This window comes from Azospirillum picis (assembly GCF_017876115.1).
Taxonomy (GTDB): Bacteria; Pseudomonadota; Alphaproteobacteria; order Azospirillales; family Azospirillaceae; genus Azospirillum; species Azospirillum picis.
This window is the reverse complement of record NZ_JAGINO010000005.1, coordinates 312,134-326,646: the sequence shown is the minus strand read 5'-3', so window position 1 is coordinate 326,646 and position 14,513 is coordinate 312,134. Positions and strand designations below refer to the sequence as shown.

Sequence of the window (14,513 nt, the reverse complement as noted above, 5' to 3'; positions counted from 1 at the left end):
TTCCTCCTGGCGGGCCGGGGCCCGCCCCTGTCATTTCAGTGTTGGTGGACAGCCTTGGTGGCGATCTTCGCGTCAGGCGGCGGTGAGCACGACTTGCTCCGCCAGCGACCGCACGGCGGCGGCGTCCGGCAGGTTGGGGCCGAAGCAGCCCAGCTTGGCGGCGGCGAAGGCCACCGACAGCCGGGCCACGGTCTCCAGACCGCCCTCGCGGTCGAGGCCGCCGGCCTGGAAGCCGGCGATCAGCCCGGCCACCATGGCGTCCCCCGCCCCCACCGTGCTCAGCGCGTTGACCGGCGGCAGGCGGCCGTGCAGGGCGCTGTCGCCGGTGACGAACAGCGCTCCGTCCACCCCCAGCGACACCACCACCAGCCCGACGCCGCGGCGATGGAGATCGCGCGCCGCCGCCAGCAGGTCGGCATCGGTGGGCAACGGCCGGCCGGCCCAGCCCTCCAGCTCGTGGCGGTTGGGCTTGATGCAGTGGGGAAGCACCACGCCGGACGCCAGCGCCGCCGCCAGCGGCGGGCCGCTGCTGTCCAGCACGACGCGGGCGCCCACCGCCGTCAGGTCGGCGGTCAGCGTCGCATAGGCGTCGACCGGCAGGCCGTCGGGCAGACTGCCGGCCAGCAGCACCGTCATGCCGTCCTCCACCAACCCGCGCAGCGTCTCGGCGACGCGGCGCAGGGCAGCGGGATCGGCGCTCAGGCCGGGCAGGTTGATGTCGGTGGTGTCGGCGGCCGCCAAGTCGGCGATCTTGATGTTGACCCGCGTCTCGCCCGGCAGTCGCAGGAAGGCGTCGCTGATGCCCTTGGCGGCGAACAGCGCCTCGAACGGCACCGCGTTGTCGATCCCGAGCAGGCCGGCGGCGACCACCGGCGTGCCCCAGTCGGCGAGGCAGCTCGCGACGTTGACGCCCTTGCCGCCGGCGTTGTGGCGCACCGCCCCGGCACGGTGGACGGTGCCGGGCTTCAATGCCTCGACCGTGATGGTCTGGTCGATGGCCGGGTTCAGGGTGACGGTGACGACCGGGCTGGCGTTCATGACGCGCCTCCGTCCAGCGCACGCACCTCGTCGGCGGTCTCGCAGTCGACGGCCTTCAGCGCCAGCGCCCGCAGGCCGGCGATGTCGCTGTCGCGCAGGCGGTCCTTGACCGCCGGGATGTCGCGCGGCGTCATCGACAGCTCGCGCACGCCGAGGCCGGCCAGCAGGGCGGCGCCGAAGGGGTCGCCGGCGATGCCGCCGCAGACGCCGACCCAGCGGCCGTGCTTCGCGGCCCCCTCGACCGTCATCCGGATCAGGCGCAGCACCGACGGGTGCAGGCTGTCGGCCTCCGCCGCCAACTCGGGATGCTGGCGGTCGATCGCCAGCGCATACTGGGTCAGGTCGTTGGTGCCGATCGAGAAGAAGTCGACATGGCGGGCGAGGATGTCGGCCTGGATGGCGGCGGCCGGCACCTCGACCATGATGCCGAGCGGCACGGCCGGCGCCGCCAGCTCGGCCCGGATCCGGTCGCAGGCGGCGCGCAGCGCCTCGATCTCGCGCAGGCTGGTGATCATCGGGAACATGATCAGCAGCGAGCCTTCCCCGGCTCCCGCGGCCGCGTCCCTGGCCGCCCGGTAGAGGGCGCGGAGCTGCGGCTCCAGCAGTTCGGGATGGCGCAGCAGCAGGCGGGCGCCGCGCACGCCGAGGAAGGGATTCTCCTCGTGCGGGAGCTGCAGGTGCGGCACCTGCTTGTCGCCGCCGATGTCGAGCGTGCGGACGATCAGCGGGCGGCCGTCCAGCGCCGCCAGCATGGCGCGGTAGGTCTCGTACTGTTCCTCCTCCGACGGGGCGTCGCCGCGCTCCAGGAACAGGAACTCGGTCCGCATCAGGCCGACGCCTTCCGCCCCCTGCGACAGGGCGACCGGCACCTGGTCCGGCCGGTTGACGTTGGCGCCGATCTCGACCGCATGGCCGTCGCGGGTGCGGGCGGGCAGTCCGCGCCGCTCCTCCTGCTGGGCCTTCCTGACGCGCTGCTCCTCGATCCAGCCGAGCGCCGAGGCGAGGTCGGCCTCGCCCGGTTCGAGATAGAGGCGGCCGGACTGGCCGTCGAGGATGGCGATGGTGCCGTCGGCGATGCCGGTCAGGGCGCCGCCACCGGCCACCACCGCTGGCAGGCCGAGCGTCCGCGCCAGGATGGCGGTGTGGGAGGTCGGGCCGCCCTGCGCCGTCGCCAGGCCGATCACCCGACCCATGTCGAGAGCGGCGGTATCGGACGGCGACAGGTCGTCGGCGACCAGGATGCAGGGGGTGTCGGGCAGGTCGCGCAGCGAGCCGCCGCGCAGGTCCGGGTCGATGCGGGCCAGCACCCGCCGGCCGACGTCGCGCAGATCGGCGGCCCGGCCGGCGAGCACTGGGTTCGCATTGGCCGCCAGCGTGGCGGCGCCGCGCTCGACCGCCTCGTTCCACGACCAGGCGGGGCCATGCCCCTCCACCATCAACTGGCAGGTTAGGGTGATCAGGTCGGTGTCGTTCAGCAGCTCGGCCTGGGCGTTGAAGATGCCGGCCTCCGATGGGCCGAGGCGGCGGGCGGTGTCGTCGGCGAGTGCCTTCAACTGCTGGCGCGTCAGGTTCAACGCCTCGTGCAGGCGGTTGCCGCCCTCGATCAGTGCGACCGGCTGGTCGGGAACCGCCAGTTCGGCCTTCGGCATCACATGGATCGGGCCGATGGCGAGGCCGGGGCTGGCACCGAGGCCGGCGACCACCGGCATCCGGCGGCCGGCGGCGGCCGGCGGGGTCCAGCCCTGTACCGGCACCCTGGCCTTGCGCGCTGCGGCGTCGGCATCCGCCTTCTCGCGCGCGCTGAGCCCGGTGATGGTGGCGCGCAGCCGGCCCAGCACCGCCGCGGCGTCGGGACCGTCGGCCGAGATGGTGATGCGGTCGCCGGGGCGCAGGCCGAGCTGGAGCAGCGCCACCAGCGTCTTGGCGTCGGCGGTCTCGCTGCCATGGCGGACGCGCACGCGCCCGGCGGCGGCCCGTGCCGTCTCCACCCAGGCGGTGGCGGGACGGGCATGCAGGCCGGTCGGGTAGTCCACCACCCAGTCGAAGCGTTCGGCCAGATCGACAGCCTCCGCCGGGGCCGGGGCCGGACCAACGCCCTCGCCGGCCAAAGCGGCCGGCAGGGCGGCGGGATCGCTGGTGGTGAAGAGGGCGGACAGCGTCGTCTCGTCCTGCATCAGCCGGGTCAGCCGGCGCAGAACGGCGATGTGGGCGTCGGACTGGGCGGCGATCGCCACCACCAGCCTGGCCGTCTGGCCCTCGTTCCAATGGACGCCGTCCGGGACCTGGAGGATGGCGATGCCGTTGCGGCGGACCATGTCGCGGTCGTCGACCATGCCGTGCGGGATGGCAACGCCATGGCCGAGGAAGGTGTTCGCCACCGCCTCCCGCTTCAGCATGCTGTCGGCATAGGCGGGATCGATGCAGCCGGCGGCGATCAGCAACTGCGCCGCCTCGCGGATCGCCTCCTCCTTGCTCGCGGGGCGGGCTCCCAGGCGGACCAGGTCCGGCGGCAGGCTGAGGGTGTGCGTATCGGGGGCCATGGCGACCGTCTCCTCCGCGAGTTTTTGTGTGATCTCTTATCGGCAACTGAAAACGATTACAGATCGGCTGTCAACGGCTGTTGCGTTGCAACATAAGGCTTTCGTATCGAACTACCGCTTGCCTGCCGCCCGGAAATGGGGGATGTTTTCGCCAAGGCAATGGAAACGTTTTCAGTTTTCTTCACCCCTATCCGGATGGGGTTCCGCATCGGTAAGATCGCCCCCTCCCTTCGGGGCAGCACCCTTCAGGATCGGCCCGGTTGGACATGAGCGCTCCCGCAAAGACTGCCAGCAGCATCAAGGACGTCGCCCGGGCGGCCGGCGTGTCGGTCGCAACCGTGTCGCGGGTGCTCGGCAACGGGCCGGTCAGTGAGGCCCTGCGCAAGCGGGTGGAGGATGCGGTGCGCGCCACCGGCTACCGTCCCAACCTGTCGGCGCGCCGGCTGCGCTCCCAGCATTCGCAGACCGTCGGGCTGGTGGTGTCCGACATCCGCAACCCGTTCTTCACCGCGGTCAGCCGGGCGGTGGAGGATGCGGCCTATCATGCCGGGATGCGCGTCATCCTGTGCAACAGCGACGAGAACCCGGAGCGGGAGGAACTGTACCTGCGCCTGATGCAGGAGGAGCGGATCACCGGCCTGATCTTCGCCCCGACCCGCGCCACGCTCGACCGGCTCGACCGGCTCGACCTGGAATTCCCGGTGGTGCTGATCGACCGCAACGCCCCGGCCGGGCGCCACGATGCGGTGGTGCTGGACAACCCGCAGGCCGCGGCCATGCTGGTGGATCATCTGCACGCGCGCGGTTACCGCCGCATCGCCGGCCTGTTCGGCAACACCAGCACCACCGGTGCCGAACGGCATGAGGGCTACCGCGCCGCCATGGCGGCGAAGGGGCTGGTGCCTGCCGCCCGCTTCATCGCCCCTTACGCCGACGCGGCCGAGGAGGCGGTGGAGCGGTGGATGGCCGACGCCGATCGGCCCGAGGCCTTCGTCGTCAGCAACAGCCTGTTCCTGATGGGGGTGGTCAAGGCCGCCCGGCGCATGGGCCTGTCCATTCCCGGCCGGCTGGCGGTCGCCGGCTTCGACAACGAGCCCTGGACCGAACTGGTCGGTCCAGGGCTGACGGTGATCGAGCAGCCGGTGCAGGAGATCGGCCGCTCCGCCATGGCGCTGCTGTTCGAAAGGCTGGAGCAGCCGGACCGTCCGACCCGCCGCCTGGTGCTGGCCGGAACCTGCGTGGTGCGCGGCTCCACCGGCGCCCGGCTGGAGGCCGCGGACTGAGCCGGCCCCCGTCCGGGCGCCCTCCCGTCAGGCCCTTCTTCAGACGCGTCCCGGCGTTCCGGCGCTGATGCCGACCTCGGCGAGGTCGAAGGGCGTGGTTTGGTAGATCTGGTTGATCCAGTTGCCGAACAGCAGGTGGGCGCTGCCCCGCCAGGAATTCTCCGGCGGGCGCTTCGGGTCGTCGCCGGCGAAGTAGCCGGCCGGGACCCCGATGTCCATCCCGGCCTCGACGTCCCGGAAATACTCGTCGGACAGCGAGGTGGTGTCGTATTCCAGGTGATTGAACATGTGGAGTGCCCGGTGCGCCGGATCGTCGAGCAGGCAGACGCCGGTCTCCTCGCTTTCCGCCAGCACCGCCAGCTCCGATCCCGACGGGATGTCGGAGCGCCGCACCTCGGTCCAGCGCGACACCGGGACCGGGAAGCTGTCGGGGAAGCCGCGCAGCCAGGGCGAGTTCGGGACCAGCGTCCGGTGCGGGAAGACGCCGAACGCCTTTTGCGGCAGGTCGTGCTTGGGCATGCCGTGGAAATGGTGGACCGCCGCCTGGGCCGCCCAGCAGATCGTCAGGCAATGGTGGACGTGGCTCTGCGTCCAGTCGAAGATGCGGCGCAGCTCGTCCCAGTAGGTCACCTCCTCGAACGGCATGCGCTCCACCGGGGCGCCGGTGACCATGAAGCCGTCGAAGCGTTCGTTGCGCACGTCCGACCATGGCCGGTAGAAGGACGCCATGTGGCCGGCCGGCGTGTGCCGGGCGACATGGTTGGAGATCTTCACCAGCGTCAGTTCCACCTGCAGCGGCGTCGCGCCGATCAGCCGCGCGAGCTGCGTTTCCGTGCTGATCTTGTTCGGCATCAGGTTCAGGAGCCCGATGCGCAGCGGCCTGATGTCCTGCCGGACCGCATCGGCTTCACGCATGACGACGACGCCCTCCGCCTGGAGCGTCCGCCGGGCGGGGAGATCGTCGGGAATCTTGATCGGCATGGTCGCGTCTGTCCTTCCCTGCAGCCGGCCCTGTAGCCGGGGCCCTTGGCTGGGGATTGACGCCGTGGTCCTGTCCGCTTGGTTGCCGGCCCGGCCACATCCTTCCTTGCGGAAGCGCCACCTTGCCCGGATCGGCAGGTTGGCGTTGGGCGTCCCCCCAACTCTCGATGTGGCGGCGGTTCTACAGGCTAAGGCGGCGCTTGGCAACAATTCGCCTCTTCCGGAAAGGGAAGGAATGCCCCGATGGCGCCGGTGGGCGTCCCGATCTTGGCAGCCGGGGGACCTGCCCGGGCGTGTCGGCGCGTCCGCCCGTGCGCCGGTTTCCGGGCTTGGGAGTACCCCGGCCGCTGGAGGATTGGTGCCTGGCACAATTCCACCACGATAGATAAGCGAAGATTCGACAAAGTCGCCATCGCTCGGTCCGAATAAAATACTCCCGTGGTGTGCGCAAAGAACAGTTCCGAAAGCGGAGTTGACCGTCGCTACGGTTACCCACTACCGTTTGGTGTGCAGTTGCGAAACAACTTTCTCGATCCTGATAAATAATGCCGTTGCGATGTTTTATGTTCCATCACTATGCGATTTCCCTGGACTTACTCATTTGTTTGGGTAACCCACAATAATGCGAAAAAGCCCTGCAGTCGTGCAAAGACGATTGAGCGGCAAATGGTCCGGAACGGCGGTGTTCGCCGGTATTTCCTTGTCGTCCTTCCAATGCCGAAGGCCGACGGGGACGGGCCGCACCGATGCCGCGGGGAGGGGACGCCGGGAACGGGCGGATGACAACGCCATGGGGCAGACACAGGGGACCATCTCGCGATGCCAACACGTTCGGAACCTCGGATCGATGCCCGGCCCGAGCCCGCAAAGCCGGCCCCCCGCAGTTTCGCCCGGGATGGCGCCGCAACGATGCTCGTCACCGCCGCGACGATGGCGCTGGGGCTGCTGACCGGCATCCTGGTCGCCCGAACGCTGGGACCCGACGGCCGGGGCGCGCTGGCCGCCGTCCTCACCACGACGCAGCTTCTCGGCTGGCTGTTCGGGATGGGCTGCGGCAAGGCGGTGACCTACGCCCTGTCCCGCGACCCGGCGGCGGGGGGCCGGCTGCTGTCGACCTGGACGCTCATGCTGATCCCGGTGTCGGCGGCGGCGATCGCGGCCGGACTGTTCCTGCTGCCGACGCTGCTGGCGGCCCAGCCGGCGGACACGCTGGGGCTGGCGCGCCTGTACCTGCCGATAATCGCGCTGGCGCTCCTGTCCGAACTGATGCTGGGCCTGCTGTTGGGCGACCAGGATTTCCGCACCTTCAACGCCCTGAACTTCATCCAGCCGGCGGGTGTCGCCGTCGCCTACCTGGCGCTGTGGGCGGCCGGCCGCTTCACGGTCGAGAGCGCGGTCGCCGCCCAGGCGGCGATGAGCGCCCTGGTGCTGGTCGCGGCGACGGCGCGCATCCTCCGGCGCCACGGCATCGGCCGGCCCGACCCGGCGCTCGGCCGCCGCACCGCCTGGTATGCGCTGCGCACACATGGGGACGTGGTGGGCGGCGTCGTCACCCAGCGGCTCGACCTGCTGGTCATCCCGGCCTACCTGTCGGCGGCGCAGGTCGGGCTCTATGCGCTGGCGACCAGCCTGTCCTGGCTGATCGTCAGCCTGTCGGGGGCGCTCGCCAGCGTCGTCATGCCGGCGGCCACCCGCCGGGGGCGCTCGGGGCGCGAGCTCGTGCTCGCCAGCCTGCAGGCGACCTTCCTGGTCGGCGGCGTGCTCGGCGGCGGGCTGTTCGTGTTCGCCGACATCGCCATCCACATCGTCTACGGCCCGGCCTTCGCCGCCAGCGCCTTGCCGCTGCGGCTGCTGCTGCCGGGTGCTGTGCTCTATGCCGCGGCGTCGATCCTGCTCAACGGGCTCTATGCCGAGAACCGGCCCTTCACCGCCACCATGGCCCACCTGCTGGGCATGGCGGCAACGATGGCCGGCCTGCTGCTCTTCCTGCGCGACGGCGGGATCCTGGCCGCGGCGGCGGTGTCCACCGTCGCCTACGCACTGGTGTTCCTGACCGCCGCCGCCCTCTACCGCCGCGCGACCGGCCTGCCCTGGCGCGCCTTCCTGCCCGACCCGCCGCTCCTGCTGTCCATGCCCAGGCGCCTGCTGGGCAGGCCGCTGCAGGCCGGCGCCGGCGGCGAATGACCGAACCCACCGGACTTAAGGAAACGACGATGCGACTGTCGCTCTTGACGCCCGAATACCCTCCAGGCGACTGGCTCGGCGGTATCGCCACCCACACCGGCACCATGGCGCGGGCGCTCTCCCGCCTCGGCCATACCGTCCAGGTGGTGACGCCATGGCGTGGCGGTCCGGCTCCCGCCGGCACCAGCCTGGAGGACGGCGTGACCGTGGAGCGCGTCGATCCCGGCGCCCGCATCCACCCGGTGGCCGACCGCTTCCGCACCAACCGCCGACTGGCCGCGGCGGTGCGTGCCTTCGCCCCGGACGTCGTCCATGCGGCCGAATTCGACGCCGACGCCTGGTGGCTGACCCGCTTCGGCGGACCGCCGGTGGTCACCCGGCTCGCTACCCCGACCGGGCTGGTGATGGACACCAACAGCCAGCCCTGGGTCCCGCACACCCACCTGCTGAACGCGATGGAGCGCGACCAGACGCGGCGCAGCGCCGCCATCTACGCCTCCACCCGCGCCATCGCCCGCCGCGTCGCCGACTACTGGAAGATCGCCCCCGAACTGATCCAGGTGGTGCCGAACAGCATCGACCTCGCGGCGCTGCGCGCCGCCGGCGCCGGCCGGCCGCCGATGCCGCTGCCCGAACGCTACATGGTGTTCTTCGGCCGGCTGGAGGGCCGCAAGGGAATCGGGCCGCTCGGCCGCGCCCTGCCCGACGTGCTGGCCGCCAACCCGGATTTGCACCTGGTGATGGTCGGCGGCGAGGATCCGGCGAGCCTCCCGGCCATCGCCCAGTTCCGCCGCGACGTCGCCCCCGTCGCCGACCGTGTCCATTTCCTCGGCGCCCTTCCCCGCGGCGAGGCGCTGTCGGTGGTGGCTCGCGCGGAGCTGGCGGTGGTGCCCTCGCTGTGGGAAAGCTTCGGCTTCGTGGTGGTGGAGGCGATGGCGCTCGGCGTGCCGGTGGTCGCCAGCGACTGCGGCGGCATCCCCGAGATCGTCGAGGACGGGCGGAGCGGCTGGCTGGTGCCGCCGGGCGAAGCCCAGCCGCTGCGCGACGCGCTGATCGCGCGGCTCGCCGACAGGGAGGGACTGCGCGCCGCCGCCGAGGCCGGCCGCGCCCGCGCCACCGCCTTCGACGTCCAGGCCGTGGCTGTCCAGGTGGCGGCACTGCTGGAGCACGCGAAGGCCGAGCGCGGCAACGCGGCGACCTCGACCATCTACAACAACGGCTACCGCCGGCATTTCCGCCCCGACCACCCGACCACGCCCTTCTACCGGATCTACGACGAGAAGCGGCGGGCGGTCGCGGCGGAGCTGGAACGGTCGCCACGGCTGCGCATCCTGGACGTCGGCGGCGGCTACGGCCGCATCACCGGCCCCTTCGCCGAGCGCCACGACGTGACGCTGGTGGACATCTCGCACGAGATGCTGAACGAGGCGAAGGAGCGGTTCCCGGCCCTGACGGTGCAGCAGGCGGACGCGCGCAAGCTGCCCTTCCCGGACGCCAGCTTCGACCTCGTCATCGCCATGGACCTGCTCTGCCACCTGCCGGACCTGGAGGCCGGCGTGCGCGAGCTGCGGCGAGTGGTCAAGCCCGGCGGCCGGATCGCCTGCGACACCACCAATGCCAACCCGCTCTGGGTCGTCGCCTATCCCAGCTACTACCGCTGGCGGCCCGACCGGCTGCTGGCGACCATGCGGTGCCATGGCGTGCTGCCGGAATGGAAGGCGCTGGTCCGCCACCACTGGGCGCCGGAGATGCGCAAGGCCATCGCCGCCACCGGCCTGACGCTGCAGAAGACCGATCATTTCGGGCCGCCCGGGGTGGCCAAGTGGCACCTGTGGTGGTGCAGGCGCGGCGGAAACGGGCCGGAGGGGCAGGCGTCGTGACGAAACCCTCCCTCCTCCTGTATCTCGCCCGGGGCGGCGACCCTCACCGCATGGCGGTCGCCCCGGTGCTGGCCGGCGCCGCCGAACGCGCCGGCTGGACGTTCGACCTCTATTACGACGGGCGCCGCAGCGGCCGGCATTTCGGCGGCTGGGCGGAGGACGGCGGCACCGACGCCATCGGCACCGGCAGCCTGGTGGCGGGCGGCCGCCACCTGGACCACGCGCTGTGGCTGACCACGCAATACCGGGTGGTGGCGCTCGGCGATCCGGCCTCGCCCCTGTGGCCGGTGGTGGAGGCGGGCGGCGAGGCGCTGCTGCGCGACACCGATCCGGCCGCCCTCTTCGACGCCGCCTTCCGGCTGCTGCGCCAACCCCTGCCGGAGGAGGTGGCGGTGCTGGACGCCGCGCCGCAGACCGCGCTCGGCATCGTCGCCGCCCCCTTCCTCTACCCGCGCCTGCTCGGTGCTCCCGGCCTCGGCACCCCAGGCCCCGGCACCCCCGGCCCCGGCACCCCCGGCCCCGGCACCCCTTGCCTCGGAATCGACGTTTCGGCCGACGCCGGCCTGCGGCAGCGGCTGGAACGGCTGGGCTCCCGGCGCTTCACGGGCCTCTGTGTCGACCCGGTGCGGGGGCGCGCCTTCCCCGGCGGGCTCGACGCCACCGACGGCAAGGTCCTGGGCGAGAGCTACGCCAGCTTCAGCGCGGGCCTGGCCCGCCGCCACGCCGGCTGGGGCCGCGGCACCCTGTTGGGCGACCCGGACCTGATCGCGGCGCAGTTGCCGCTGGCGGCGTCGAAGCGGCTGCTGCCGCTCTATGGCCGGCCGCAGACCGACGTGATCGAACGGGCGGCCGACCTGATCGCCGCCGGCGCCGACCCGGTCTACGGCCGGCAGTTCGACGACCACGACTTCTTCGCGCTCGGGCGGCTGGGCCGCGGGCTTCAGATCGTCGATCCCGACCCGCCCTTCGCCGCCGCCGCCGCCGTGCCCCTGCGCATCCCGGAGCCGCCGTGCCCCTTCACCGACTTCGAGCCGGACGAAGACACGCTGCGGCGCTGGGCGGCGGAAGGCCGGGTTCTGGCCACGCTGGTGCTGTGGTCCGGCATGATCCGCGAGCTGCACTGCATCCCGCGCATCCTCGACCTGGTGGCGGCGACCGGCCTGCGCTGCGGCCTGGTGGTCACCGTCGACAGCCTGACCCAGTCGAGCCCCGCCGACCTCGCCCTGCTGGCGGTGCCGGAGGAACGGGGCGGTGTATTGGGACGGGTGGAGCTGCTGCTCGGCAGCACGGGCCGCGGCGTCTGCGCCGAGGGCGAGATGCCGCCCGGCGAACTCGGCCGCCTGCTGGCCGACGCGCGGCGCGAGATGGCGGCCATGCTGCCCGCCGGCCTGATGCCACGCGGCTGGTGGCCGCTGGTCGACGCGCCGCTGGTTGCCGGCCGCACCCCGCGGCTGCGCTGGGAGGACGGCCGTCCGGTCCTGCGCATCTCTCCCCGGCCGCGCCCGACGGAAACACCGGCCGGCAGCGGGCCGGCGGAGGGCGGAGGACCGCCGCCGGCACGGTCCGGGATTGACGCGCGCCGCCTGATCGGCAAGACGCTGCGGCGCTACCGGCTGGACCGCTTCTACGAGGCGTGGCGTCCCTACGACCGCGCCCGTCCAGGGCCCATCCGTACCGGCCTCGCAGCCGAGGTCCGGGCGGCCGGCTTCGACTACATGTGGACCAAGGCCGACTTCGGCCGCGCCGCGGCGGCGCTCGTTGACGGCGGCTTCGTGGCCCTGCCCTTCACCGCCGGGGAGTGGGACGGCTGGTCGCCCTTCTACACCGTGCGCAACACCGCACAGGTGTGCGCGGCCGAGCGGCGCCTGCTGCGCAAGGGTCCGGGATGGCTGGCGTCCAACATCGACTCCATCCTGTGGATGCTGCCGGGCGAGGTTCTGGAAAAGGGCCGCTCCCTGTTCCAGGTGGCCCGCCTGGTCGCCGGCGGCGAAAGCGGGGGCGATGGCGGAGCTGGACCCAACGGCGGCGGAAGCAGCGGGCGGCTGATCAACGTCACCCCGAACACGGTGGCGCGCTACGCCCGCATCCTGGCCGAAGCCCGGCAGGAAGGCGCCGCCAAGCTGGCCCCTCCCCTCCCCGACGCGCCGGAGTCCGGCCTCCCCGGCCCGCAAGACCCCGCCCCGACGGATCCCGGCAGCCGGGCACCGTCCGCCGAGAAGGCGCGCGACCCCGCGGAAGTGGCCTGACCGCCCATTGCAGCACCGTATGTGAGAAGGAGTCCAGCCCATGGAAGCACCGGAACACCGACTGCCGTCGGGCACGGCCGGATTGGTGGCGCCGCCGGTCGGATCGGGCGCCGACAAGGTCGACGTGAAGCGTCTGGCGCAGACGCTGTGGCGGCAGAAATGGCTCATCCTCGGCATCATGGCGCTGCTCTGGCTGCCGGCGGTCCTGCTGATCAACGCGATGACGCCGGTCTACAGCGCCTCGTCCGTCCTGGTCATCGACCCCCAGCCCAACCGGGTCATCAACATTCCCTCGGTCGCCGAGCCGATGGGCATCTACCTCGACACCGTCAACACCGAGGTGGAGACCCTGCGCTCGCGCGATCTCGCCCGGCGGGTCGTCGAGACGCTGTCCCTGGGACAGGAGCCGGAATACGCCGCGGCCGACGGGAAGCCCGGCCTGTCGACCGCGCTGCTCGACGGCGGGCGCGCCCTGCTGACCGACGTCGCCGAGATGCTGCCCGAACCGCTGGCCGGCCTGCTGACCCCGCCGCCGCGGCCGGCGGCCGGCGCCGCCAACGGCGCGGAGGCGGAGATCGCGCGGCTGACCGATGCCTTCCAGAAGAACCTGCACATCAGCCCGGGCGTGCAGTCCCGCGCGATCCGCATCAGCGTCGACGCCAAGGATCCGCAGCTTGCCGCGCGTGCCGCCAACGCCGTGGCCTCGACCTACATTGCCATGCAGGTCGAGGCGAAGCGCAATGCCACGCTCAAGGCCAGCGAATGGCTGCAGAGCCGGATCGACGATCTGCGCGAGGACATGACCGCCACCGGGCAGGCGACGATCGACGCGATGCGCCCGGGGTCCGGCATGATGAAGGGACGCGACGCCCCGCTGGTGAACGAGGCGATGTCGGCGCTGAACGCGCAGTTGACCGAGGCGCGCAGCGCCCACGCCAACGCGCTCGCCCGGCTGCGCCAGCTCCAGACCGTCAAGCCGGCCAATCCGGAATCGATGGCCGGCGCCGACATCGGCGGCGACCCGCTGATCGCGGCCTTGCGCCAGCGCCAGGCTGGGCTGAGCGCGCAGCTTGCGGAACTGCGCGCGCAGTATGGCGAGCGCCATCCGGCGCTCGTCCGTCCCACGGCCGAGCTGCGCGACCTGAACGCCACCCTGGCGACCGAGGTCGACCGCGTGGTGCGCGGCCTGCGCGACGAGGTGGAACAGCAGTTCGCCAAGGTCCAGGACCTGACCCGGCGCCTCGAGGAGTTGCGCAACGAGGCCTATTCCACGCTTCAGGCCGACGTGAAGCTGCGCGAGCTGCAGCGGCAGGCCGATGCCTCGGACGACAATTACCGGCGCGCGGTCACCCGCCTGAAGGAAACCCAGGTCCTCCAGGCGCTGCAGATGATGCCGGACGTGCGGATCGTCTCGGCCGCCGCCGTCCCGAACGGCCCGGTGGGGCCGGGCAAGACGGTGCTGGCGGCCCTGGCGGCGCTGGTCTGCGGGGCGGTCGCCACCGGGCTGGCGCTGGTGCGGACGATGAGTCAGCGCGGCGTCTACAGCTCGCATCAGGTGGAGGCGCTGCTCGGACAGCCGGCGGTCGGGGTCGTGCCGCTGCTGGGCCGCCGCCGCAAGTCCGATCCGGACGGCAGGGAGGAAAAGGCCGGAGGCGATTTCGCCGAGGCCGTCTGGCGCCTGTGCGCCCGCCTGCACCTGGTGCGCACCGGTGCTGCGGCGGCGACCGCCAAGGGCGGCGAGGTCATCATGCTGACCTCCTCCGTCGCCGGCGAGGGCAAGACGACGCTGGCGGTGGCGATGGCCGCCTTCCTGGCCGACGCCGGGCGGCGTGTGGTGGTGGTCGACTGCGACACCCGGCGGCCGACCGTCCACCGGCTGCTGGGCGACGGCCGCCCGCCCAAGGGGCTGATCGACCTGCTGGGCGGCGACGCCACGCTCGACCAGGTGCTGGCGATCGACGAGCGGCGGCGGGTGGCGGTGATCGCCGCCGGGCGCCCGAACGACCGGCCGCAGACCCTGCTCGGCTCCCAGGCGATGCTGTCGCTGCTGGTCGAGCTGTCGGAACGCTACGACGTGGTGGTCCTCGACACGCCGCCGGTGCTCTCGGTGTCGGACGCCCTGATCCTGGCGCCGCTCGCCGACCGCGTCATCTACGTCGTCCGCTGGGCGCGCACCGCGTCCAGCCTGGCCAATGCCGGCATCAAGCAGGTGCGGCAGGTGGGCGGGCGGATCGGCGGCGCGGTGCTGTCGATGGTCAACGCCCGCGAGCATGCGAACCTCGAATACGGCACCCGCCCGCCGAGCGGCCGGTCCTACCGCCTGCGCCGCATCGCCTGAGAAGGCCCACTCCTCCCGGAGGA

Annotated in this window: 8 protein-coding genes and 1 riboswitch; of the genes, 5 read left to right on the top strand and 3 right to left on the bottom strand. The window is 72.2% G+C overall.

Going from position 1 to position 14,513, the window contains the following annotated elements:
• Positions 1–72: 72 nt before the first annotated feature.
• Together pfkB and ptsP are read right to left on the bottom strand one after the other, a co-directional pair.
• Entirely contained in the window at positions 73–1,038 is a 966-nt protein-coding gene (gene pfkB / locus J2850_RS10265) for a 1-phosphofructokinase (RefSeq protein ID WP_209981236.1), read from the bottom strand.
• A complete protein-coding gene (gene ptsP, locus J2850_RS10260) occupies positions 1,035–3,578 on the bottom strand; it encodes a phosphoenolpyruvate--protein phosphotransferase (RefSeq protein ID WP_209981234.1) in 2,544 nt (847 codons plus the stop codon). Before ptsP ends, pfkB begins: the two co-directional genes overlap by 4 nt.
• Positions 3,579–3,844: 266 nt before the next feature.
• Here ptsP and J2850_RS10255 point away from each other — a divergent pair, with 266 nt between their 5' ends.
• Positions 3,845–4,861 (top strand): LacI family DNA-binding transcriptional regulator, encoded by a 1,017-nt coding sequence (locus J2850_RS10255; RefSeq protein WP_209981232.1) that lies wholly within the window; start codon positions 3,845–3,847, stop codon positions 4,859–4,861.
• A gap of 39 nt (positions 4,862–4,900) precedes the next feature.
• On the opposite strand, the gene J2850_RS10250 is transcribed toward J2850_RS10255, so the two are convergent.
• Positions 4,901–5,842, bottom strand: coding sequence for a homoserine O-succinyltransferase (locus J2850_RS10250; protein ID WP_209981230.1), 942 nt, complete (start codon positions 5,840–5,842; stop codon positions 4,901–4,903).
• 68 nt (positions 5,843–5,910) lie between these two features.
• Positions 5,911–6,018, bottom strand: a riboswitch (SAM-I-IV-variant riboswitch).
• A 643-nt stretch (positions 6,019–6,661) separates the two neighbouring features.
• On the opposite strand from J2850_RS10250, the gene J2850_RS10245 reads away from it, so the two are divergent.
• The 4 genes from J2850_RS10245 to J2850_RS10230 are packed head-to-tail and all read left to right on the top strand — an operon-like array spanning position 6,662 to position 14,490.
• Positions 6,662–8,026, top strand: coding sequence for a lipopolysaccharide biosynthesis protein (locus J2850_RS10245; protein WP_209981227.1), 1,365 nt, complete (start codon positions 6,662–6,664; stop codon positions 8,024–8,026).
• A 29-nt stretch (positions 8,027–8,055) separates the two neighbouring features.
• The gene (locus J2850_RS10240; protein ID WP_209981225.1) at positions 8,056–9,906 is read left to right on the top strand and encodes a glycosyltransferase; all 1,851 of its coding nucleotides are present in this window, start codon (positions 8,056–8,058) and stop codon (positions 9,904–9,906) included.
• Positions 9,903–12,152 (top strand): hypothetical protein, encoded by a 2,250-nt coding sequence (locus J2850_RS10235; protein ID WP_209981223.1) that lies wholly within the window; start codon positions 9,903–9,905, stop codon positions 12,150–12,152. Before J2850_RS10240 ends, J2850_RS10235 begins: the two co-directional genes overlap by 4 nt.
• 40 nt (positions 12,153–12,192) lie before the next feature.
• Positions 12,193–14,490: a GumC family protein gene (locus tag J2850_RS10230; RefSeq protein ID WP_209981221.1), complete on the top strand. Its 2,298-nt coding sequence runs from the start codon at positions 12,193–12,195 to the stop codon at positions 14,488–14,490.
• Positions 14,491–14,513 lie beyond the last annotated feature (23 nt).

Excerpts from the sequence above, each read along its gene's own strand:
- J2850_RS10240 (WP_209981225.1), top strand. The coding sequence starts at position 8,056 with ATGCGACTGTCGCTCTTGACGCCCGAATACCCTCCAGGCGACTGGCTC.
- pfkB (WP_209981236.1), bottom strand. The coding sequence starts at position 1,038 with ATGAACGCCAGCCCGGTCGTCACCGTCACCCTGAACCCGGCCATCGAC.
- J2850_RS10255 (WP_209981232.1), top strand. The coding sequence starts at position 3,845 with ATGAGCGCTCCCGCAAAGACTGCCAGCAGCATCAAGGACGTCGCCCGG.
- J2850_RS10230 (WP_209981221.1), top strand. The coding sequence starts at position 12,193 with ATGGAAGCACCGGAACACCGACTGCCGTCGGGCACGGCCGGATTGGTG.
- ptsP (WP_209981234.1), bottom strand. The coding sequence starts at position 3,578 with ATGGCCCCCGATACGCACACCCTCAGCCTGCCGCCGGACCTGGTCCGC.
- J2850_RS10245 (WP_209981227.1), top strand. The coding sequence starts at position 6,662 with ATGCCAACACGTTCGGAACCTCGGATCGATGCCCGGCCCGAGCCCGCA.
- J2850_RS10250 (WP_209981230.1), bottom strand. The coding sequence starts at position 5,842 with ATGCCGATCAAGATTCCCGACGATCTCCCCGCCCGGCGGACGCTCCAG.